The following is a 21,046-nucleotide window of genomic DNA, read 5'->3' as shown; positions in this document are numbered from 1 at the left end:
GATTTCCCATTTTCATGTCATTTGGGCAGTTTATAAACAACCGCGCGGTAGTATAAAGGCAAGCCTGCAACATGGATATGTTCTTTTGTTATCTGACGATATGGAGGTCGGGCGAAATATGTTTACTCAAGCATGGCAGGTGGGACTGGATATACAAAGTCACTGCGTTCGTGCCCTGGCAGCACAACGCCGCCGCAATGGCTGGCAACTGCGACACTGGTGGCAACAAACGCTGCCGCAACCGGTGCTGCGTGAGGGCTGTCTGGAACAGACCGACGCCCTGATTCAGGCATTACGGCAATGGCGGGTTCAGTTACCAAGACATATTTCCTTACGCATTGCTTTGCCCGCGCAGCGGGTTCTACAACATCAGATGCCGCTGCCGGACGCCAGGCTGAAAGAGCCGGTACGTGGCGACTACATCACCAGTCAGGGGCTGAAACAGTTTCCCCTGGATAGCCAAACATTGGCGCTGGACTACCGCCAGGCACTGCCCGAACACGCGACCCTGCTGCTCACCGCCGCACGCCAGCAAGAGCTGCAACAGTGGCTAAACTGCCTGCGCGAGGCCAATTTGCAGCCTCAGGTGGTTGATATTACCCCTTGCGCACTGCGCGTCATGGCAGAGGCGGCAGGCGTGTCGGCCGACGCCGGTTTGTTGCATCGCCTCGATGACGAATGGCTATGGGTGGCCCCGCATCGAGTGGTGTTTGCCTATGGCATCGTACCGATAGGGGAAGCTGCTGGGGCAAGTCAGGCGCTGGCGGCGATGAATGCTGCCTGTCCCTCACTCGGTGAAGACCAGATTTACTATAGCAGCGTGATGGATGAGCCGCCGCCGCCAGGCAGCCTGCCGTGGTCACCCTTTAGCGCTTTCAGCCAACTTCGGCCCCCGTTACCCGTATTGCCGGCGGCGTTTGTCTTGGCCGGCGGCCTGGCGCTGCGCGCTGAGGATAGCTGATGTATCAGGTTAATCTCTTGCCATGGCGCACACGAGGTCAGCGTCGCCGCTGCGCCTTCTGGTTACGTATGTTCGTCTTGCAACTGGTGTTGGTGCTGGCGGTACTGACGGTCGTTTTTGGCTTGCTGAGTCAGCAACAGGTACAGCGGCATGAGGCACTGTTAGCGCTGATCGATCAGCAGACAAAACTGACCGATCGTTATCAACAGTTGCAACAGGCGATGGCGCGTCTGGCGCGTTTAACCGCGCTGGCACAACAGCATGACAACAACCGGGCGCATAACCGCCGTTATCTGCAACTGTTACAACAACTCCCCGTCCTGTTACCTGACCCGCTGTGGCTGATCGCGCTGGAAAGCCACGCGCAAAGTATCACCTTACGGGGCCTTAGCCGGCGCTACGAAGCTGTGCTTCAGTTTGAGCAACAGATGACGGCGTTACCCCTGTTACAGCGCTACCGACTGGCAGAAGTCGCGCAGCGCCAGGATGGTTTGTTCTCGTTTACGTTGGTGGCGCAATGGGGGCAGGGTGGATAAGCCATTGCCGTTTTGGTTGGCGAGAGGGTTGGGGTTGCCGGGGTGGAAGCTGCTGGCCATCCAGTGGCTGGTGTTGGGTAGCCTGATCCTGCTGTTTGGTTTGTTGCTGTTGCAAGGGAAATGGCAGTAACTGGCACAGACCGAGGCAGAGCAGCAGCGCCTGACGCAACAAATGAGCCCCTTGTGGGAGCAACTCGCCCGTATGCCGACGCTGGAACAGGTGAATCAAGATTTGCAGCAGGTCGCTCGTCAGCCTGTCGCCGAGGGGGACCTGGCGGTTGCCTTACAACGGGCAAATGCCGGGCTGCAACGCTGGCAGCAGCAGGAGAGCTCACCGCGGCAAATCCTGCGGCTGCATCTCAATTACGGCAGTTTATTAAGACTGTTGGAGAGCCTGCCTGCCAACTTGCGCATTGATCAAATGACCGTTGAAGCGCAGGCGGAAGGGCTGATGGCAAATTTCACTCTCCAGGCAGCTTTGGCAGAGGCTGCGGCGGTAAACCCCAATGAATAAAAGTTACGGGTTCTGGTTGCTGTGGCTGCCTCTGACGCTGATGGCCCAGCCGCAGCCACGCGATCCTTTCAAGCCATTACCCTTGCCTGACTGCCCGAGCGTGGCGGAATCACCGGTGAACTGGCAATTGAAAGGCACTATCGGGCAGGCGGCGCTACACCATGCCTGGGTTATCACCACCGCCGGGCAGTGGCTGCGATTAAAGCCTCAACAAACCTTATTGGCTGGCCGCTGGCGGGTGGAACAGGTCCTGGAGGGGCAATTAACGCTGAAGGAGAAACAGGGCGATCCGGCGTGTCCGGTCGCTGAGGATGCCGTGGTATTGACCCTGGGAAACCATAAGGAAGAAAAATGAAAGGATGCCGTTGGCTGGGCGTGTTGCTCTGGAGTGTCGCTATTGCTAGTGCCGCGCAGGACCAGGACCCTATTTCGCTGGAATTTCAGGATGCGCCAGTTGCTCTGGTGTTGCAGGCACTGGCGGATTATCAACAACTGAATGTGGTCACCGCTGCCGGCGTGGGCGGCAACCTGACGCTGAGGTTGGATAACGTGCCCTGGCGCCAGGCGCTGACGGTGATCCTGCGCATGGGGAAGCTGTCCATGACGCTGGAGGGGAATGTGATGATGGTTTCTCCAGAACCCAATGAGCAGGAAAAGCAGCGTCAAAAATTGGCGTTGGCGCAAAAACAACCGCTGCACAGCGTGACCTTGCCGCTGAGCCATGCCGATGCGCAAGAGATTGCTGAAAATCTCAATGCTCAGGGCAGTCTGTTACTGAGTGAGCGTGGCAGCGTGGTCGCGGATAAGCGCACCAACGCTGTTCTGATCCGCGACACTGCACCGGTAGTGGCGCTATTAACCCAGCGGATTGCGGAGATGGACACACCGTTGGCGCAGGTACAATTGGCGGCGCATATTGTCACCATCAACAGCGAGAGTTTACGCGAGCTGGGTGTGCGTTGGGGGCTGGCATCGGATGAGCGGCCGGCAAAGTCATGGCAAATGGATGGCTTTAACGTCGGGTTGCCGCTGGATCGCAGCGCAGTCAGCGCGGGTTTTCATCTGGCGCGGATCGGCGGGCGATTGCTGGATCTGGAACTGATGGCGCTGGAGCAGGAGAACCGGGTGGAAATCATCGCCAGTCCGCGCCTGCTGACCGCGAACCTGCAAACCGCCAGCATTAAACAGGGGACCGAAATTCCCTATGAGGTAAACAGCGGTTCCAGCGGGGCGACGTCGATGGAATTCAAGGAGGCGGTGCTGGGCATGGAGGTGACGCCGAAAGTTTTGCCCAATGGCCGTATCACCCTGACCCTGCAAATCAGCCAGAACATGCCCGGGCGTTCAATCAGCCGTGCGGCAGGCGAGACGTTGGCGATCGATAAACAGGAGATCAAAACCCAGGTGACGCTCAAAGATGGCGAAACCGTTGTTTTAGGTGGTGTATTTCAACGTCATAGCGCCGAGGGCGCAGACAAGGTACCCGGGATCAGCGACGTGCCCTTGCTGGGATCCTTGTTCAAACAGAGCAGCAAACAGCATAAACGACGCGAGCTGGTGATATTCATTACTCCGACATTGATTAAGGCCTGAGCAACCGGGTGTGCGGTTCGTGGGAAATCGCCTAAAGTTGATGAGCAGATGCACTTTTTTATCACCTTCGGGGCATCTGCGTTTGACGCTGCGACCGATTTAGCTTACAAGGGTTACCGAATTGAGCACCGAGGTTTTTTTGTTAGCGCCAAGACGCCGTTAAAAACGTATGGTTTCCCTCCTGCGGCGTGGATTGCGATTTATTCGGTTGCCAAACTACCAAGAGTGTTGAGATAATTTTCCGTCTGATCTCGCACTATCGTTCATGAGGTTTCAGTTTAGGTCCCGCCGCTGATTTGATTGGCGGGGCGGGTTAACATTAACGAATTGTCTTAGTAATACCGAAAAACATGGCAGAGAAACGCAATATCTTTCTGGTTGGGCCTATGGGTGCCGGCAAAAGCACTATTGGCCGTCAGTTAGCTCAGCAACTCAATATGGAGTTTTTCGACTCCGATCAAGAAATTGAGCGACGTACCGGAGCTGACGTGGGCTGGGTATTCGACGTGGAAGGTGAAGAAGGTTTCCGCGATCGTGAAGAAAAAGTCATTAATGAACTGACGGAAAAGCAAGGCATCGTGCTGGCTACCGGCGGTGGTTCGGTTAAATCGCGTGAAACGCGTAACCGTCTGTCGGCGCGTGGCGTAGTGGTGTACCTGGAAACCACTATCGAGAAGCAATTGGCCCGTACCCAGCGCGACAAAAAACGTCCGCTGCTGCAGGTTGATTCTCCTCCGCGTGAAGTGCTTGAAGCGCTGGCGAAAGAGCGCAATCCGTTGTACGAAGAAATTGCAGATGTCACCATCCGCACCGACGATCAAAGCGCTAAAGTGGTTGCCAACCAGATTATCAACATGCTGGAAAGTAACTGATTGCGGTTTCCGTGTTCGCCACGGCAAATGCGGAAAGACTGATTGTGTTCCCCGCAGTAGCGGGGATAAACCACATTGAGAACTGAGCGCGACATGGAGAGAATTACCGTAACGCTTGGGGAGCGCAGCTACCCGATAACCATAGCCGCCGGATTGTTTAACGATCCGGCTTCTTTTATGCCGCTGAAGGCGGGTGAACAGGTTATGCTGGTCACTAACCAAACCCTGGCGCCACTCTATCTGGACAACGTCCGGAAGGTGCTGGAGCAGGCAGGCGTCATGGTGGATCAGGTGATTTTACCTGATGGCGAACAGTATAAATCCCTTGCCGTGCTTGAGCAGGTGTTCTCGGCACTGTTGGAAAAGCCGCACGGTCGTGATACCACGCTGATTGCCCTCGGGGGCGGCGTGGTAGGCGATCTTACCGGCTTTGCCGCCGCTTGTTATCAGCGCGGTGTCCGCTTTATTCAGGTCCCTACCACGCTGCTGTCGCAGGTGGACTCTTCCGTTGGCGGTAAAACCGCCGTCAATCATCCGCTCGGTAAAAACATGATCGGCGCTTTCTATCAACCCGCTTCGGTGGTGGTTGATCTGGATTGCCTGAAAACCTTGCCTGCGCGTGAGCTCTCCTCTGGTTTGGCTGAGGTGATCAAGTACGGGATTATTCTCGATCGCGATTTCTTCGTCTGGCTGGAAAACAATATCGATGCCCTGGTGGCGTTGGATATGCAGGCCCTGGCCTACTGTATCCGCCGCTGCTGCGAGCTGAAGGCCGAGGTGGTTGCCGCTGATGAACGCGAAAGCGGTCTGCGCGCGCTGCTGAATCTGGGCCATACTTACGGCCATGCGATCGAAGCCGAAATGGGCTATGGTGTATGGTTGCATGGTGAAGCCGTTGCTGCCGGTATGGTAATGGCGGCAGAAACCGCGCACCGTCTCGGTCAGTTCTCAAGCGAAGATATTGAACGCATTAAAGCACTGTTGTTGCGCGCCGGTTTACCGGTGTGTGGCCCGCAGGAAATGGCTCCGGGATCTTATCTGCCGCATATGATGCGCGATAAGAAAGTACTGGCCGGTGAATTGCGCCTGGTACTGCCGACGGCCATTGGCCAGGCGGAGGTCCGTGGCGGAGTGGGGCACGATATGGTGCTTGCTTCGATCGCAGCTTGCCTTCCCGAACGGAATGCCTAAGTAAATCGGACGAAGTAACAGTGGCTTAGCCGCCGTTTACATCTATATTAATAATGTGCAAAGCCTGACTGGCGTCGCTTTGCCATCATCGGGTTAATCTGCTCGTGCCACGGTAGGTCTACAGTGGTGGGCTTTTGCCTCTAGTTGGAGGGTTTCAGATGGATGAGTTTAAACCGGAAGACGATCTCAGACCTGATAGCAGCGATCGTCGTCCTGCACGTTCGCGTAAACCGGCTCCGGGACCGCGTTTTGCCGTTTCGCGTCAGCATTTAATGATTGGTATCGGTATTCTGGTGTTGTTGCTGTTGATTATCGGCATTGGCTCGGCGTTGAAGGCGCCAACCAAGCATGAAGCAGCACAGGAAAGCGCGCAGAATGGCGCAGCCAAGGACATTAACCTGTCCGGCTCTTCGTCACTGACTGCCGGTAATACCGGTGTTCCGGGCGGAACCACGGATACCAATGACAATAACGGTGTGAGCAGCAGCTCGCAGCCGCAAACCGTCAGCGTTCCACCGATCTCCAGCACCCCGACGGAAGCGCAACCGCAGCCAGCACAGGGCGGCGCGCAACAGCGTGTCGATCTGCCGGGCAATATGTCGGATGCACTGTCGGCGCAACAGGGTCAGGTTGATGCGGCAACGCAGGGCATGAGCGGTCCAGCTTCAACGTTGCCAACGGCACCGGCTACCCTGATGAATGGCGCAGCGGCGAAAGAAGCCGTACGTCCGGTTCAGGGCACTGCGCCACAGCAACATAAAACACCGGCAAAAACCGCCAGCAAGCCGGCGGCTACGGCCACACAGCATAAATCGCCAACCACGGTGTATACCCCGGCACCTGCCTCTTCCGCTAAAGCGGGAGCAGCAAGTACCAAGGCGGAAGCCGTTAGCGGCAGCGGCGGTTCGCTGCAGTCTGCACCGGCAAGCCATTACACTCTGCAACTGAGCAGCGCTTCGCGTTCCGATACGCTGAATGCCTACGCCAAGCAGCAGAAATTACAGCATTATCTGGTGTATTCGACTAAACGTGACGGTAAACCTTGGTACGTGCTGGTGAGTGGCAACTATGCTTCCTCAGCAGAAGCCAAGCGCGCAATTGCGACGCTGCCGGCTGATGTTCAGGCGAAAAAACCATGGGTTCGACCTGTACGTCAGGTACAGCAGGATCTGAAAAAGTAACCCGATAGATTTCAAGCTGCATTCAGGCATTGTAGGGGCGCACATGCTGCGCCCCTGTTACTCAGGGCGAACAGAGCCGCCCGTGACCGATGACTGGAGTGGCCTGCGGACAGGCCGAATAACTGTGCGCGGCCAGGGGTGCTGCGGCTTGAAGGATGAAGGGTATCAATCACTTAAATTTGTGCGCTGATGTGCTGTCTGAAACAGAGTACAATCCGCCGCTCTGAATTGTATAATAAGTAGCTAATTGACGGCATGAAGAAAAACCGCGCTTTTTTAAAATGGGCTGGTGGAAAATACCCGCTGGTGGACGAGATCCGTCGTCACCTACCAGCAGGCGACTGCTTAATCGAGCCCTTCGTGGGTGCGGGTTCAGTCTTCCTGAACACGGAATACGACGCCTATATTCTCGCCGACATCAACAGCGATCTTATTAACCTGTATAACATCGTTAAACTGCGTACGGATGACTTCGTGCGTGATGCCCGCCTGCTTTTCACCGATGAATTCAATAAGTCAGAACAGTTTTACCTGCTGCGCGAAGAGTTTAATACTAGCGCCGATGCCTATCGTCGCGCGCTGCTGTTTCTTTATCTGAACCGCCACTGTTATAACGGCCTGTGCCGATATAACCTGCGTGGAGAGTTCAACGTCCCGTTTGGACGTTACAAGAAACCGTACTTCCCGGAGGACGAGCTGTACTGGTTCGCTGAAAAATCCCGCAACGCCACTTTTGTCTGTGAGCATTACCGCGATACCATGGCAAAAGCCGAGCGCGGTACCGTGGTGTATTGCGATCCGCCGTATGCGCCTTTATCGGCGACGGCGAATTTTACCGCCTACCACACCAACAGCTTTAGCATGGCCGACCAGCAGAGCCTGGCGCTGATGGCGCATCAGCTTTCGGTAGAAAGCCAGGTGCCGGTATTGATTTCCAACCATGATACCGAGCTGACGCGAGACTGGTACCAGCACGCGTCGCTGTACGTGGTGAAAGCGCGCCGCACCATCAGCCGTAATATTCTTGGTCGCAGCAAAGTGAATGAGCTTTTGGCGCTGTATCGTTAAACCGGGGTTACGCCCCGGCGTATAACAATTCGAACCCTACGTTTGGAGATAGCGGATGAAAAAATTTTTGATTGCCCCGTCCATTTTGTCAGCAGACTTTGCCCGCCTGGGTGAAGACACTGCCAACGTGTTGGCCGCAGGCGGCGACGTAGTGCATTTTGACGTAATGGATAACCACTACGTTCCTAATCTGACCATCGGGCCGATGGTTTGTCAGGCGCTGCGTAATTACGGCATCACCGCGCCGATTGACGTGCACCTGATGGTGAAACCGGTCGACCGTATTGTGCCGGACTTCGCTGCAGCAGGTGCCAGTTACATCTCTTTCCATCCGGAAGCCTCCGAACACGTCGATCGCACCATTCAACTGATTAAAGAGCATGGCTGTAAAGCCGGTCTGGTGCTCAATCCGGCAACGCCGCTGAGCTACCTCGATTACGTGATGGATAAAGTCGACGTGATCCTGCTGATGTCGGTTAACCCTGGCTTTGGCGGCCAGTCGTTTATCCACGGTACTCTGGATAAGCTGCGTCAGGTGCGCAAACTGATCGACGAAAGCGGTCGTGATATCCGCCTGGAAGTGGATGGTGGCGTTAAGGTCGACAATATCGCCGAGATTGCTGCCGCGGGCGCAGACATGTTTGTCGCCGGTTCAGCCATCTTCAGCAAGCCGGATTATCGTCGGGTGATTGACGAAATGCGCAGCGAGTTGGCGAAGGTGACGCATGGCTGATTTCAGCGCGGTCCGCGCTCTGGCCTTTGATCTCGATGGCACGCTGGTTGACAGCGCGCCGGGGCTGGCCGCCGCGATCGATCTGGCGCTGGCAGAAATGGGCCTGCCGCAGGCCGGTGAGGCCCGGGTGGGCACCTGGATTGGTAATGGTGCTGATGTGCTGGTACAGCGTGCGCTGCGCTGGGCCGAGGTGGAAGCCACGCCGGAACACTGCCAACAGCTTCGCGAGCGTTTCGATCATTTCTATGCGCAAACCGTCGACAGCGGCAGTCGCCTGTTCCCACAGGTGAAAGAAACCCTGGCTCAGCTGGCTGCGCAAAATTACCCGATGGCCCTGGTGACCAACAAGCCAACGCCGTTTGTGGCGCCGTTACTGGCCGCATTGGGCATTATTGATTACTTCTCGCTGATTATCGGCGGTGACGACGTGGTGGAAAAGAAACCGCATCCGGCGCCACTGTATCTGGTCCTCGGCAAGCTTGGCCTGCGCGCCAACGAGTTGCTGTTTGTCGGCGACTCCCGCAATGATATTCAGGCGGCACAGGGGGCAGGTTGCCCAAGCGCCGCACTGACCTACGGTTATAACTACGGCGAGGCGATTGCCCTGAGCCATCCCGACCGCGTGTTGGAGCGCTTTGCCGACTTGTTGCCCGCTCTTGGGCTGTCATCTTTAGAGAATCAGGAAATTTAAACATGAGTAAGCCCATCGTATTTAGCGGCGCGCAACCGTCCGGTGAACTGACCATTGGCAACTACATGGGTGCGCTGCGTCAGTGGCTGCAGATGCAGGATGATTACGACTGCATCTTCTGCATCGTCGATTTGCATGCGATTACCGTACGTCAGGACGCAGATAAATTGCGCAAAGCCACGCTGGATACGCTGGCGCTGTACCTGGCCTGCGGCATCGATCCGCAAAAAAGCACCATCTTCGTGCAGTCGCACGTGCCGGAGCACACGCAACTGAGCTGGGTGCTGAACTGCTACACCTATTTCGGCGAACTGAGCCGCATGACCCAGTTCAAGGATAAGTCCACCCGTTACGCGGAGAACATCAACGCCGGCCTGTTCAGCTACCCGGTGTTGATGGCGGCAGATATCCTGCTGTATCAGACCAACCAGGTGCCGGTCGGCGAAGACCAGAAACAACATCTGGAGTTGAGCCGTGACATCGGTCAGCGTTTCAACGCGCTTTACGGTGACGTGTTCAAAGTGCCCGAGCCGTTTATTCCCAAGTCCGGTGCCCGCGTGATGTCGCTGCAAGAGCCGACCAAGAAGATGTCCAAGTCGGACGATAACCGCAATAACGTGATTGGCCTGCTGGAAGATCCGAAAGCGGTGGCCAAGAAGATCAAACGTGCGATGACCGATTCCGAAGAGCCGCCAGTGGTGCGTTACGACGTGGCAAACAAGGCGGGGGTGTCCAACCTGTTGGATATTCTCTCTGGCGTGACCGGCAAGAGCATTGCTCAACTGGAAGCCGAATTTGAAGGCCAGATGTATGGCCACCTGAAAGGTGCCGTTGCTGAGGCGGTATCCGGCATGCTGAGTGAGCTGCAGGAACGTTATCACCGTTTCCGCAATGACGAGGCCCTGCTGCAGCAAGTGATGCGTGATGGCGCTGCCAAGGCCCGCGCACGCGCTCAGGAAACCCTGGCGAAGGTTTACCAGGCTGTGGGCTTTGTTTCACCGCAGTGAGTCTCTGAGCAAAAAGAAAAGCGGCCACTGGCCGCTTTTTTTACGTCTGAATCAGGCCATTTTGGCCAGCGGTTGCGGTTGCGGTGGCTGCTGGCTGGAGAACCAGTTCAGTTTGCTACGCAGGCTCACCACGCTGCCGACAATAATTAAACTTGGGCTGGCGGCCTGTAAGGCCAGTGTCCCCAACTGGTTTAATTCACCTTCTATGACCCGCTGGCGGCAGGACGTGCCGTTTTCTACCAGTGCTACCGGGGTTGTGGCTGGCATGCCGTGCGCGATCAGTTGGCGCTGGATCTCTGCCGCCTGTGTCAGGCCCATGTAGAACACCAGAGTTTGTTGCCCTGCTGCCAGCGTTGACCAGTCCAGTCCGCCGTCACTCTTGGCATGGCCGGTCACCAGCCGCACGCTCTGCGCATGGTCGCGGTGGGTGAGGGGAATGCCACTGTAGGCTGAGCAACCAGAGGCGGCGGTAATGCCCGGCACCACCGAGAATGGGATATTGGCTGCGGCCAACGTTTCCAGTTCTTCACCACCGCGGCCGAAGATAAATGGATCACCGCCTTTCAGGCGCACCACGCGTTTACCCAACTGGGCTTGTTGCAACAGGATTTGATTGATTTCCTCCTGGGGTACGCAGTGATGGCCCGCGCGTTTGCCGACGAAAATGCGCTCGGCATCGCGGCGCACCAGCGTCATGACCTCATCGGATACCAGCCGGTCGTAAACCACCACGTCAGCCTGCTGGATCTGCTGCAGGCCTTTCAGCGTCATCAAACCGGCATCGCCCGGCCCGGCCCCCACCAGCACCACTTCGCCGCAATCTTGCGGTTGGTGGCTAAACAGCTGTTCGATCTGCTGTTCCGCCAGCGCCTGGTCATTATTGGCCAGCGACTGCGCCAGCCGATCATGGGCAAAAAGCTTTTCCCAAAAACGACGGCGTGAGCCGATATCGCTGAAGTGCTTTTTCACCCGCTGACGCAATGAACCGCCCAGTTGCGCCAACTTGCCAAGATGTTGGGGCAGCACGGCCTCCAGCTTTTCACGCAGCAGTCGTGCCAGCACCGGGGCTTTCCCACCGGAGGACACCGCGACCATAATTGGCGAGCGATCGATAATCGACGGCATGATAAAGCTGGCGCGCTTTGGATCATCGACCACGTTGCAGAACACCCGCTGTTGGTTGGCGCACTGATACACCAGCGCATTGACCTCGAGGCGATCGGTAGCGGCGATCACCAGCCACTTTTCCGTCAGTAACTCTGCACTGAATTCACCTTCCGCCAGTGTGACCCGGCCCTGAGCCGCCCACTCGTGGAACTGCGGGTTGAAGGCACAGGCATTGACGGTCAACATCGCACCGGCATCCAGCAGCAGGCGAGCTTTGCGCTCGGCAATCTCACCGCCACCGACCAGCAGGCAGGCTTTGTGTTGCAGTTGGCAGAAAATCGGCAGGTAATCCATCGGCACTCCTCGGGGCAATCAGCAGTGGGGCGCAAGGCGCCCCTGAATATTATGCAGTCTGACGCGCAGCCGCTTTCTCAGCCTGTGGCCGTTCGGCACGTGGCGTGGCGTACCAGTAACCCAGGCCCATCAGCACGGCACCGGACAGGATATTGCCCAACGTTACCCACAGCAGGTTATGGCCGATCCCGCTCAGGGTATAGGCCTCGCTGTGATGACCGAACCAGGACAGAGCGAACAGCGTCATATTGGCGACCGAGTGTTCGTAGCCGGACGCGATAAAGGCCAGCAGGCACCACCAGATGGCGATGAATTTGGCGGCACCCTCAACGCGAATGGCCATCCAAATCGCCAGGCAGACCAGCCAGTTACACAGCACACCCTTGAAGAACAGCACTTCTGCCGGGGCGGTGGTTTTTGCCAGCGCGGCGGTATGCACCAGGCTGGTGTCCACCGACAGCAGGCTACCGCCACCGTAATAGTACATCAGTGCGACCAGCACCGAGCCCAACAGGTTGCCCAGCCAGGTTTGCGGCAGGACTGCCCACATCTGGCCCTGCGTGATGGTACCGGCTTTGACGCCCAGCGTCAGGAACATGGTATGGCCGGTGAACAGCTCCGAACCGGCAATGATCACCAACGTCAGCGCGATGCCGAAGGTGGCCCCCATCACCAGCGGACGGAGGGACGGATCGACCAGATTGCCGAGGGTGAAGATCAAAATGATGCCGAGGCCGACGTAGGCCCCGGCCATCGCCGAGCTGATCCAAAAGCCCAGCGGACTGTGCTTCGCCAGCCTGACGATGCGCGCCGCGTTGGCGGCACATTTGTTGATGGTATCGGTGAACATGCTGCTTCCCCTGAGGTTAAAGTGAAAATATCAGGCCGCGACCTGCACCATGCCGTCCAGAACCCGGCTGGTAAAATGCGCGACGGAACGGCTGTCATCTTCCAGGCAGTAGCCGTCGTGCAGGCGGAAATGTTGTTTTTTTAGCGGGCTGGCGACCCACAGTTCACCCTGATGTTCGGCGATCAGGCCGCGTGATAACACGCTGGCCTGGGCGAAGGGATCAATATTGCTGATGGCAAACACCTGTTCGTCGGCATAAGGGCGGAATATCGCTACCTGTTGCTCGCCGATCAGGGCACACACGCCGGTGCCGGGCAGAATATCGGTGATGGGGCAAAGGGTTGTCCACTGGCTCATACGTTGTTCTCCTCAGCTTCCAGCAGGGTGACAGGAATACGCTCATCCGGACGCGCCGGCCGATGCTGTTCGCGCTCGGCGACCACCTGGACGTTAGGATCGCGTTGGCTGCTGTTGATAAAGTGGGCGAAACGCACCTGGGACTCAGGGTGCTCAAGGGTTTCTTTCCACTCGCAGACCACCGCGTCGCGCAGGCGGGCGATCTCGGCTTCCAACTGGTCGTTAATCCCCAGTTTGTCGTCAATGATCACCTTACGCAGATAATCGATGCCGCCTTCCAGGCTTTCCAGCCATACGGAAGTGCGCTGCAGTTTATCGGCGGTGCGGATATAGAACATCATAAAGCGATCGAGATAGTGCTCCAGCGTCTCGCGGTCGAGATCCGCTGCCAGCAGGTCGGCATGGCGTGGTTTCATCCCGCCGTTACCGCAAACGTACAGGTTCCAGCCGTTTTCGGTGGCGATAATGCCGACGTCTTTGCCCTGGGCTTCGGAACATTCACGGGTGCAGCCGGAAACGCCAAACTTCATTTTGTGCGGGGTGCGGATCCCTTTGTAGCGATGTTCCAGCTTGACGCCAAAGCCGACGCTGTCGCCGACGCCAAAGCGGCACCAGGTGCTGCCGACGCAGGTTTTGGACATGCGCAGCGCCTTGGCGTAGGCGTGACCGGTTTCAAAGCCGGCGGCAATCAGCTTGCTCCAGATGGCCGGCAGGTCGTCTTTCTGCGCGCCGAACATGCCGATGCGCTGGGAGCCGGTCAGCTTGGTGTACAGGTTGTATTCCTTGGCGATTTGGCCGACTACCATCAACCCTTCCGGCGTGATTTCGCCGCCTGGAGAGCGTGGGATCACCGAGTAGGTGCCGTCTTTCTGGATATTGCCGAGGAAGTTGTCGTTGGTGTCCTGCAGCGGCGTGTGCTGCGGTTTGAGAATGTATTCATTCCAGCAGGAGGCCAACAGTGAACCGACGGTAGGTTTACAAACTTCGCAACCGTAGCCTTTGCCGTATTTGGTCAACAGTTCGTCGAAGGATTTGATGCCTTCAACGCGGATCAGGTGGTACAGCTCCTGGCGTGAATAAGCGAAGTGTTCGCACAGGTGGTGGTTGACCTCGATACCCTGTTTGCTCAGTTCGGCGTTCAACACCTGAGTGATCAGCGGGATACAGCCGCCACAGCCGGTGCCGGCTTTGGTTTCGGACTTGATCGCCGCGACGGTATGACAACCCATGCTGACCGCTTTGATGATATCGCCTTTGCTGACGTCGAAGCAGGAACAGATTTGTGCGGTTTCCGGCAGGGAGTCGACGCCGATGGCCGGTTTGCTGCCCGCATGTGCCGGCAGGATCAGACCGTCCGGGTTTTCCGGCAGTTCGATGGCGTTCAGTGCCAGCTGCAGCAGGTTGCCGTAGTCGCTGGTATCACCGACCAGCACCGCACCCAACAGGGTTTTGTTGTCGGCGCTGACCACGATGCGTTTATAAACTTCTTTGCTCTCGTCCAGATAGACGTAGCTGCGTGCGCCTTCGGTGCGGCCGTGGGCATCACCGATACCGCCGACGTCGACGCCCAGCAGTTTCAGCTTGGCGCTCATGTCGGCACCCATGAAGGTGTTTTCACGGCCCAGCAGATGATCGGCGGTGACCTGCGCCATTTTATAGCCCGGCGCTACCAGACCGAAGGTGCGTTCACGCCATGAGGCACATTCGCCGATGGCATAAACGTCAGGATCGGAGGTCTGGCAGCTGTCGTTAATCACGATACCGCCGCGGCGGGCGGTGGCCAGACCGCACTGGTGAGCCAGCTTGTCCTGGGCACGGATGCCGGTGGAGAAGACGATGAAGTCCACTTCCAGCGCGGTCCCGTCGGCGAACTGCATGGTTTTACGCGCCTGCTCCCCGCCGTTGACGATTTCCTGGGTATTTTTACCGGTATGGACTTTGACGCCCATGCGTTCGATCTTGCGACGCAGTTGATCGCCACCCATCGGGTCGAGCTGTTCGGCCATCAGTACCGGCGCAAATTCGATGACGTGAGTTTCAACGCCGAGACTTTTCAGCGCCCCGGCGGCTTCCAGACCCAACAGGCCACCGCCGACCACCGCACCGCGTTTGCTGCGGCGTGCGCAGGCTTCGATGGCGTTCAGATCTTCAATGGTACGGTAGACGAAACAGTCCTGGCTTTCGGAGCCTTTAATCGGCGGGATCCACGGATAAGAGCCGGTGGCCATGATCAATTTATCGTAATAGATGGTACGGCCGGTATTGGAGTGAATGACTTTCTCACTGCGGTTGATGGTGATGGCGCGTTCGCCAACCAAAACCTTTACGCCCTGTTTCTCGTAAAAGCCTTCGCGTACCAGCGAAAGTTCTTCAGCGGTGTGGTGGGAGAAATAAGAAGAAAGGTGTACGCGATCGTAGGCGATGCGCGGTTCTTCGCAAAATACGGTGATGTCGAACTGGTCTTTGTCTGCTTTTTCCAGCAGATCTTCGATAAACCGGTGGCCGACCATGCCATTACCGATGACAGCAAGTTTGACTCTGCTCATTATTGCCTCAAAATTCTGGTTTCCTAGCGTTACCTTATTCCTCCCTGTGGGCAATTTATTGATGCAAATCAATCGCCCCTCCATATACCTCTAATGTGGTATATGAATGATTTTTATCGTTATTTGATAAGTTGCGGTTTTTATTCATCTTTAGCTGAAACGAGCCAGTTAATGCGAATTCTACCCATTCGGGAGTAATCGGTGGTGGAATAAATTATTGGCGGCTTTGTCAGTATGATCCGCTGCCAGTATGATGAATAAAACAGGCTGGAACAGCAGAGGTGAAGGGTGGCCAAGAGTCCATTGAAGTTTATCGATAACCTGCGTCTGAGCGGGCATGAAGGGCTGTGGCAACTGGCGATTGAGCAGGGGCGCATCGCCCATATCGTGCCGCAACCGGAAGGGCAGGAATGGCGCAGCGATGTGCTGGATGCGCAGGGCGGGCTGGCGATGCCGGCGTTTGTTGAGCCACATATCCATCTGGATACTACCCAAACCGCCGGGCAACCGGCCTGGAACCAGTCGGGTACCCTGTTTGAAGGGATTGAGCGCTGGGCAGAGCGCAAGGCGTTGCTGACCCATGAGGACGTTAAGCAGCGCGCCTGGCAGACGCTGAAATGGCAAATCGCCAACGGCGTGCAGTACGTGCGTACCCACGTTGACGTTTCCGACCCGACCCTGACTGCGCTGCGTGCAATGCTGGAGGTGAAACAGGAAGTTGCCCCCTGGGTCACGTTGCAAATCGTCGCTTTTCCGCAGGAAGGCATTATGTCCTATCCCAACGGTGAGGCGCTGTTGGAAGAGGCGCTGCGACTGGGGGCCGACGTGGTGGGGGCCATTCCGCACTTTGAGTTTACGCGCGAATACGGCGTGGAGTCGCTGCACAAGGCATTCGCTTTGGCACAGAAATACGATCGGCTGGTGGATGTCCACTGCGATGAAATAGACGACGAGCAGTCGCGCTTTGTCGAAACCGTGGCGGCGCTGGCGCTGAAGCTGGATATGGGGGCCAGAGTCACCGCCAGCCATACCACGGCGATGCACTCTTACAATGGTGCTTATACGTCGCGGCTTTTCCGCCTGCTGAAAATGTCCGGCATCAATTTTGTCGCCAATCCGCTGGTGAATATTCACCTGCAGGGTCGTTTCGACAGCTACCCGAAACGGCGCGGCATCACCCGGGTGAAGGAGATGCTGGAGGCGGAAATCAACGTCTGCTTTGGTCATGATGATGTGTTCGATCCCTGGTATCCGCTGGGCACCGCCAACATGCTGCAGGTACTGCATATGGGACTGCACGTGTGCCAACTGATGGGATACGGGCAGATCGACGACGGGCTGAAACTGATCACCAGCCACAGCGCGCGCACCCTGAATCTGACCGACTACGGCCTGACGGCGGGCAACAGTGCCAATCTGGTGATATTGCCTGCGGATAGCGGCTTTGATGCGGTGCGCCGACAGACGCCGGTGCGTTACTCGATACGTCAGGGCACGGTGATTGCCGAGACCCAGCCGGCGGAAACCACGCTGTATCTGGCGCAGGACGAGAAAGTGGATTTCCGGCGTTAAGAGCGGGCTATCGACCGATTTTCTTTGGTTACCAATGCTTTATCACACATTGTTGTTAATCATTGCGCAATACATCTACATAGGCCTGATAGACGTAGCTTTTGCCTCTTAGCCGGCCTGTCGTTTCCATCAGGATCCCTGCATTTTCCAGCGCTTTGACGGCGGCGCTGGCAGTAGGGAAGGAGACGGCTAACTCCGCCTGAGCGCGTTCCACAGTCAATTTCGGCATGGTGGGTAATAACTCAAAAAGGCGCAGCGTTTGTAATGTACTTGATGCAGTAGCGAGAATTTTTTTCCTGTCAGTTGCGATCAACGAAGCTATCTGAATGATGCTTCGTTGTGCTTCCTCTGCCGCTATTTCAACCCCTTCAAGAAAGAAAACCACCCACGATTCCCAGTCCCCATTGCTCCTGATTTCAGATAAACAACGGTAGTACTCAGCCTGATGAGCTTTCAGATATCCTGACAGATACAATAATGGCTCAGGCAAAAGTTTCCATGTCTCAAGTAACATGGCGATCAGCAAACGACCTATACGGCCATTTCCATCAAGAAAAGGGTGAATGGTTTCAAACTGGGCGTGCACCAAAGCTATCCTCACCAGGGGGGGCAAGGTAGGTGCTTCATCGTGTATAAAAATCTCAAGATCTGCCAGTAAACGGGTGACATGCTCTGGTGGTGGTGGAACATACGCCGCATTACCTGGTCGCGTACCGCCAATCCAGTTCTGACTGGTTCGTACACTGCCTGGCTGCTTATTGGTACCCCGAATGCCATCCAGGAGAACTTTGTGGGCCTCTGTGAGTAAGCGGACCGATACAGGTAATCCCGTCGGAGAGAGTATCTGCTCGCGGACAAACCTGAATGCCTGCAGATACCGGGTGACTTCCTCGACATCATTCGCATTGGTTACAGACAATCCGGCTTCTTCATCAAAAACATCTGTCAGCGTCGCCTGAGTCCCTTCAAGTTGAGAGGTGAGTAATGCTTCTCGCCGTATTGCACTGTAGATGAGCCACTCCCCCGATGTCACCAGGCCAGTCATACCTGATAGTCTTGCCAACCCAAGTTCAGCTCGGGCATTGAGTTGTTGATAGGCTTGGGAATCAAGGACAGGAGCAGACGGCGGTAAAGGCACAGGCACAAAGGCATTAACGGTTTCATGATGACTCTGGGTTGTCATAAATCGGCCAGATGTGCGCTTCATTAAACTCTCCTTTAATAAGGCTGAACGTTATTAAACAACTCTTTAATAACATGAGCGCTGATTAAAAGTCTTTTTAATTAGTTGAGGTCATGAAGACAAGTGGCAAATCGCTTATGGGCCCGGACTCATTTTGTCCGCCAACACATAGAAAAAATCCGGTGAGGGGGACTCACCGGATTTTGATCTCTTGGTAAAAGCGCGTGTTACATCGCGCTGGCAGATCAGTTGGTCACGTGGCCGTGGCTGCGGTGCTTGGTCACGAAGCCGAGCAGCAGACACATCACGAACACCGCCAGGTACAGGCCGTTGGCGGTTGTCAGCGCTGCGTGTGCGCCGCCTTTGGCTACGATCGGGCCGGTGACCACGAAGGTCAGCATGGTGCCGATGGTGCCGCAGGTCAGAATGAAGTTAACCAGTTTCGGTGAGGAAACCTTAGTCTGCAGCGAACCCAGAGTGATCAGCGTGGTGTAGATCGCGCTGGAAACGAAGCCCAGAGCCATAATGTAGTAGCCCAGGTGTTCCGGATTATCGGTGCTGACAAACAGGTACATCGCGCCGGTCGCCAAAGCGGCCAGAATAGTGACGATGCGCTGCAAATCGAAGAAGCGCAGGATAAAGCTGAATACCCACATGCCGATCATGTACGAGGTCCAGAAATCACTCACCAGCTTACCGGCCTGGCTGATATCCATCCCGAACGACTTGGTGGCGTATTCCGGTACCCACTGAATGAAACCCAGCTGGCCGAGGATGTAGCACAGTGCGGCGATCGACAGGAACAGCACGCCGATACCCCATTTTTCTTTCACTACCGGCTGGCTGGCGTCGGCGCCTTTGTTGCCCAGCACCGGGAATTCGGAGAACAGGGTCAGCACAAAGATACCCACGTACAGCAAGCCGATGCAGGCATACACCCAGTACCAGCCGATCTGACGTGCCAGCAGCATTGCGGCGACAATCGGGAAGATCATCCCGGCCATGCTGAAGAAGGAGTCAGTGAACAGTAGGCGCGAACCGCGCTGGCGGCCGGCGTACATATGGGTGATCAGGAAGGTGCCTATCGACATGGTGATACCGCTGACCACGCCAAGGATAAACATGCACAACGAGAACATGGTCAGGCTTTTGCTCAGCATCAACCCGGCAACCGCCAACAGCATCAGCACAAAGCCAAACATCAGTTGACGTTTCAGCGGGATAATTTCCATCAGCCAGGCATTGAGGAAGATAGAAATCAAAATACCGGCGTTAAGAAAGGTAAAAGTATTGCTCATGCTGGAAACCGGCAGATTAAAGTACTCTGCAATGTTCCCCATCACCATCCCTGTGACGATAACTAAAGCACCGGTCAGCGCATAAGAAAAATAGCTGATCCAGGTAAGCCGTAGACGGTTGCTGTCATTCATTATATAGGCCTGATTATGTCTGTTAAGATTATTCCCGTCGCCTTTCAAACCGCAGCGTTGTTACCTGCACTAACACCCCCCACTCACTTACCGAAGTAAGCTCCAGGGGATGAGTGAGCTGGGCGCCTAGCTGCAATTTGAAATTCATAGGGTATAACGCTGGATTAGGGCCGCTGGCTTTTCCTGGCAAAAGCAGAAAAAAGTCCCGATCAGGCCACCAGGGAGCGGATCCTAGCACAGACAACGGGAGTTTTTGTGATGGCTATCTACTTTTTGATGCAATCAATGAGAGAGCCTGAAATATTTTGTGATCTATTTATTCACCGTCGCGATCGAGTCGCGGCTGATGACGATTGGCGTGAAGCTTACCTGTGGGGTAGCCGGGTCGATCAGTAAGCGGGCGGCGTATTGCGCCATTTCGGTAATCGGGAAATGTACGCTGCTCAGTGCCGGGCGGACGAAGGGCGCGCGTTCGCCGCTGTCATAACAGATCAACGAGATGTCCTGCGGCACCCGCAGACGGTGTTCGTTGATCGCCAGCAGCGCACCGATGGCCATCTCTTCGTTGCAGCAATAGATAGCCGTGGGCGTGGTTTTCATTTTTAGCAGTTGATCGGCGCAGCGATAGCCGCTTTCCAGATCGTAGAGCCCTTCGGTGCAGGCCACCGGTTTGATATGCGCCGCCTGCATGGCCTGTTCAAAACCCTGCAGTCGCAAAAGGCTGGAAGGGCGGTCGCGCGGGCCACTGATGCAGGCGATGTGGCGGTGGCCGGCATCAATCAATTGTTGTGTCGCCATGCGGCTGGCGTAGGGATGATCGAAGGTGACGCAGTGCGCTTCCAGGCCCGGCACCAGACGATCGAGCAGTACAAAGCGGTGTTGCTCCGCTGCCAACTGGCGCAGTTGATCATCGCTGAGGAAACGGACATGCAGGATCACCCCATCGCAGCGCAGGCTGAACAGCCGCTGGATCGCCTGCCATTCGTTTTCTGCGCTGTTGCGCCCCTGAGTCACCAACAACTGCTTGCCGTGGGATTCGGCTTCAGTTTGCACAAAGTCCATCAGCGCGCCGAAGAAGCCGCCGCGATAGGAGGTGGTAACCAATCCCAGGGTATTGCTGTGGCTGGAGGCCAACGCACGGGCGGCCGGATTGGGCGTGTAGCCAAGCTGGGCTACCGCCTTTTCGACCTTATCGCGGGTTTGCCCTTTAACGTTGGTATCGCCATTCACAACGCGTGACACGGTGGCGCGGGACACACCCGCCAGGGCTGCGACATCTTCCAGTGTCACCATCATCCGA

At 56.3% G+C, this 21,046-nt stretch carries 21 protein-coding genes; 14 read left to right on the top strand and 7 right to left on the bottom strand.

Going from position 1 to position 21,046, the window contains the following annotated elements; translation table 11 throughout:
- Positions 1-118 precede the first annotated feature (118 nt).
- From pilM to trpS, 13 genes are all read left to right on the top strand, one after another.
- Positions 119-961: a type IV pilus biogenesis protein PilM gene (gene pilM / locus QOT07_RS23530; protein WP_283603998.1), complete on the top strand. Its 843-nt coding sequence runs from the start codon at positions 119-121 to the stop codon at positions 959-961.
- A complete protein-coding gene (locus QOT07_RS23525) occupies positions 961-1,497 on the top strand; it encodes a PilN domain-containing protein (protein ID WP_207979687.1) in 537 nt (178 codons plus the stop codon). Before pilM ends, QOT07_RS23525 begins: the two co-directional genes overlap by 1 nt.
- Positions 1,490-1,627, top strand: coding sequence for a hypothetical protein (locus QOT07_RS23520; RefSeq protein WP_283603996.1), 138 nt, complete (start codon positions 1,490-1,492; stop codon positions 1,625-1,627). The genes QOT07_RS23525 and QOT07_RS23520 overlap by 8 nt, the downstream gene beginning before the upstream one ends.
- 42 nt (positions 1,628-1,669) lie before the next feature.
- Positions 1,670-2,011: a hypothetical protein gene (locus QOT07_RS23515; RefSeq protein ID WP_283603995.1), complete on the top strand. Its 342-nt coding sequence runs from the start codon at positions 1,670-1,672 to the stop codon at positions 2,009-2,011.
- Positions 2,004-2,366: a DNA utilization family protein gene (locus QOT07_RS23510; protein WP_099063512.1), complete on the top strand. Its 363-nt coding sequence runs from the start codon at positions 2,004-2,006 to the stop codon at positions 2,364-2,366. The genes QOT07_RS23515 and QOT07_RS23510 overlap by 8 nt, the downstream gene beginning before the upstream one ends.
- A complete protein-coding gene (gene hofQ, locus QOT07_RS23505) occupies positions 2,363-3,604 on the top strand; it encodes a DNA uptake porin HofQ (protein WP_283603992.1) in 1,242 nt (413 codons plus the stop codon). The genes QOT07_RS23510 and hofQ overlap by 4 nt, the downstream gene beginning before the upstream one ends.
- Before the next feature lie 350 nt (positions 3,605-3,954).
- On the top strand, positions 3,955-4,476 hold the full coding sequence (gene aroK / locus QOT07_RS23500; protein WP_004391482.1) for a shikimate kinase AroK: 522 nt from the start codon (positions 3,955-3,957) through the stop codon (positions 4,474-4,476).
- Between the two features lie 93 nt (positions 4,477-4,569).
- Positions 4,570-5,667: a 3-dehydroquinate synthase gene (gene aroB / locus QOT07_RS23495; RefSeq protein ID WP_099063514.1), complete on the top strand. Its 1,098-nt coding sequence runs from the start codon at positions 4,570-4,572 to the stop codon at positions 5,665-5,667.
- A 158-nt stretch (positions 5,668-5,825) separates the two neighbouring features.
- Positions 5,826-6,848 carry an SPOR domain-containing protein gene (locus QOT07_RS23490; protein ID WP_099063515.1) on the top strand — a complete coding sequence of 341 codons (1,023 nt, stop codon included), beginning with the start codon at positions 5,826-5,828 and terminating at the stop codon, positions 6,846-6,848.
- Positions 6,849-7,103: 255 nt separating this feature from the next.
- Positions 7,104-7,916: an adenine-specific DNA-methyltransferase gene (gene dam / locus QOT07_RS23485; protein WP_099063516.1), complete on the top strand. Its 813-nt coding sequence runs from the start codon at positions 7,104-7,106 to the stop codon at positions 7,914-7,916.
- Between the two features lie 55 nt (positions 7,917-7,971).
- Positions 7,972-8,649 carry a ribulose-phosphate 3-epimerase gene (gene rpe, locus QOT07_RS23480; protein ID WP_099063517.1) on the top strand — a complete coding sequence of 226 codons (678 nt, stop codon included), beginning with the start codon at positions 7,972-7,974 and terminating at the stop codon, positions 8,647-8,649.
- A complete protein-coding gene (locus QOT07_RS23475; protein ID WP_099063518.1) occupies positions 8,642-9,340 on the top strand; it encodes a phosphoglycolate phosphatase in 699 nt (232 codons plus the stop codon). The genes rpe and QOT07_RS23475 overlap by 8 nt, the downstream gene beginning before the upstream one ends.
- A gap of 2 nt (positions 9,341-9,342) precedes the next feature.
- Positions 9,343-10,347 (top strand): tryptophan--tRNA ligase, encoded by a 1,005-nt coding sequence (gene trpS / locus QOT07_RS23470; RefSeq protein WP_283603987.1) that lies wholly within the window; start codon positions 9,343-9,345, stop codon positions 10,345-10,347.
- A gap of 51 nt (positions 10,348-10,398) precedes the next feature.
- Here the strand turns inward: trpS and cysG are convergent, their stop codons facing one another.
- The 4 genes from cysG to nirB are packed head-to-tail and all read right to left on the bottom strand — an operon-like array spanning position 10,399 to position 15,561.
- Positions 10,399-11,808, bottom strand: coding sequence for a siroheme synthase CysG (cysG, locus tag QOT07_RS23465; protein WP_283603986.1), 1,410 nt, complete (start codon positions 11,806-11,808; stop codon positions 10,399-10,401).
- A gap of 49 nt (positions 11,809-11,857) precedes the next feature.
- Entirely contained in the window at positions 11,858-12,658 is an 801-nt protein-coding gene (gene nirC / locus QOT07_RS23460; RefSeq protein ID WP_207979678.1) for a nitrite transporter NirC, read from the bottom strand.
- Positions 12,659-12,688: 30 nt separating this feature from the next.
- Positions 12,689-13,015, bottom strand: a complete 327-nt coding sequence (gene nirD, locus QOT07_RS23455) for a nitrite reductase small subunit NirD (protein ID WP_085119802.1) — start codon at positions 13,013-13,015, stop codon at positions 12,689-12,691.
- On the bottom strand, positions 13,012-15,561 hold the full coding sequence (nirB, locus tag QOT07_RS23450; RefSeq protein WP_129936952.1) for a nitrite reductase large subunit NirB: 2,550 nt from the start codon (positions 15,559-15,561) through the stop codon (positions 13,012-13,014). Before nirB ends, nirD begins: the two co-directional genes overlap by 4 nt.
- A 303-nt stretch (positions 15,562-15,864) precedes the next feature.
- On the opposite strand from nirB, the gene QOT07_RS23445 reads away from it, so the two are divergent.
- The gene (locus QOT07_RS23445; protein WP_243457993.1) at positions 15,865-17,133 is read left to right on the top strand and encodes a cytosine deaminase; all 1,269 of its coding nucleotides are present in this window, start codon (positions 15,865-15,867) and stop codon (positions 17,131-17,133) included.
- A gap of 55 nt (positions 17,134-17,188) precedes the next feature.
- Here the strand turns inward: QOT07_RS23445 and QOT07_RS23440 are convergent, their stop codons facing one another.
- The 3 genes from QOT07_RS23440 to QOT07_RS23430 all read right to left on the bottom strand — a co-directional run bounded on the left by QOT07_RS23440 (position 17,189) and on the right by QOT07_RS23430 (position 21,039).
- On the bottom strand, positions 17,189-18,340 hold the full coding sequence (locus QOT07_RS23440; RefSeq protein ID WP_283603984.1) for a Fic family protein: 1,152 nt from the start codon (positions 18,338-18,340) through the stop codon (positions 17,189-17,191).
- A 221-nt stretch (positions 18,341-18,561) separates the two neighbouring features.
- Positions 18,562-19,746 carry an MFS transporter TsgA gene (gene tsgA / locus QOT07_RS23435; RefSeq protein WP_099063525.1) on the bottom strand — a complete coding sequence of 395 codons (1,185 nt, stop codon included), beginning with the start codon at positions 19,744-19,746 and terminating at the stop codon, positions 18,562-18,564.
- Positions 19,747-20,058: 312 nt separating this feature from the next.
- The gene (locus QOT07_RS23430) at positions 20,059-21,039 is read right to left on the bottom strand and encodes a LacI family DNA-binding transcriptional regulator (RefSeq protein WP_283604429.1); all 981 of its coding nucleotides are present in this window, start codon (positions 21,037-21,039) and stop codon (positions 20,059-20,061) included.
- Between the last annotated feature and the right edge of the window lie 7 nt (positions 21,040-21,046).

The sequence above is a fragment of the Serratia proteamaculans genome, from assembly GCF_949794035.1.
GTDB classification, from domain to species: domain Bacteria; phylum Pseudomonadota; class Gammaproteobacteria; order Enterobacterales; family Enterobacteriaceae; genus Serratia; species Serratia proteamaculans.
Note: the sequence above shows the minus strand (reverse complement) of the source record. Positions and strands in the feature narration are given on the sequence as shown.

Coding starts and splice junctions, on each gene's coding strand:
- QOT07_RS23440 (WP_283603984.1), bottom strand. CDS start 18,340: ATGAAGCGCACATCTGGCCGATTTATGACAACCCAGAGTCATCATGAA.
- aroB (WP_099063514.1), top strand. CDS start 4,570: ATGGAGAGAATTACCGTAACGCTTGGGGAGCGCAGCTACCCGATAACC.
- QOT07_RS23515 (WP_283603995.1), top strand. CDS start 1,670: ATGAGCCCCTTGTGGGAGCAACTCGCCCGTATGCCGACGCTGGAACAG.
- QOT07_RS23510 (WP_099063512.1), top strand. CDS start 2,004: ATGAATAAAAGTTACGGGTTCTGGTTGCTGTGGCTGCCTCTGACGCTG.
- nirB (WP_129936952.1), bottom strand. CDS start 15,561: ATGAGCAGAGTCAAACTTGCTGTCATCGGTAATGGCATGGTCGGCCAC.
- QOT07_RS23490 (WP_099063515.1), top strand. CDS start 5,826: ATGGATGAGTTTAAACCGGAAGACGATCTCAGACCTGATAGCAGCGAT.
- aroK (WP_004391482.1), top strand. CDS start 3,955: ATGGCAGAGAAACGCAATATCTTTCTGGTTGGGCCTATGGGTGCCGGC.
- nirD (WP_085119802.1), bottom strand. CDS start 13,015: ATGAGCCAGTGGACAACCCTTTGCCCCATCACCGATATTCTGCCCGGC.
- QOT07_RS23475 (WP_099063518.1), top strand. CDS start 8,642: ATGGCTGATTTCAGCGCGGTCCGCGCTCTGGCCTTTGATCTCGATGGC.
- tsgA (WP_099063525.1), bottom strand. CDS start 19,746: ATGAATGACAGCAACCGTCTACGGCTTACCTGGATCAGCTATTTTTCT.
- pilM (WP_283603998.1), top strand. CDS start 119: ATGTTTACTCAAGCATGGCAGGTGGGACTGGATATACAAAGTCACTGC.
- nirC (WP_207979678.1), bottom strand. CDS start 12,658: ATGTTCACCGATACCATCAACAAATGTGCCGCCAACGCGGCGCGCATC.
- rpe (WP_099063517.1), top strand. CDS start 7,972: ATGAAAAAATTTTTGATTGCCCCGTCCATTTTGTCAGCAGACTTTGCC.
- trpS (WP_283603987.1), top strand. CDS start 9,343: ATGAGTAAGCCCATCGTATTTAGCGGCGCGCAACCGTCCGGTGAACTG.
- cysG (WP_283603986.1), bottom strand. CDS start 11,808: ATGGATTACCTGCCGATTTTCTGCCAACTGCAACACAAAGCCTGCCTG.
- hofQ (WP_283603992.1), top strand. CDS start 2,363: ATGAAAGGATGCCGTTGGCTGGGCGTGTTGCTCTGGAGTGTCGCTATT.
- dam (WP_099063516.1), top strand. CDS start 7,104: ATGAAGAAAAACCGCGCTTTTTTAAAATGGGCTGGTGGAAAATACCCG.
- QOT07_RS23430 (WP_283604429.1), bottom strand. CDS start 21,039: ATGGTGACACTGGAAGATGTCGCAGCCCTGGCGGGTGTGTCCCGCGCC.
- QOT07_RS23525 (WP_207979687.1), top strand. CDS start 961: ATGTATCAGGTTAATCTCTTGCCATGGCGCACACGAGGTCAGCGTCGC.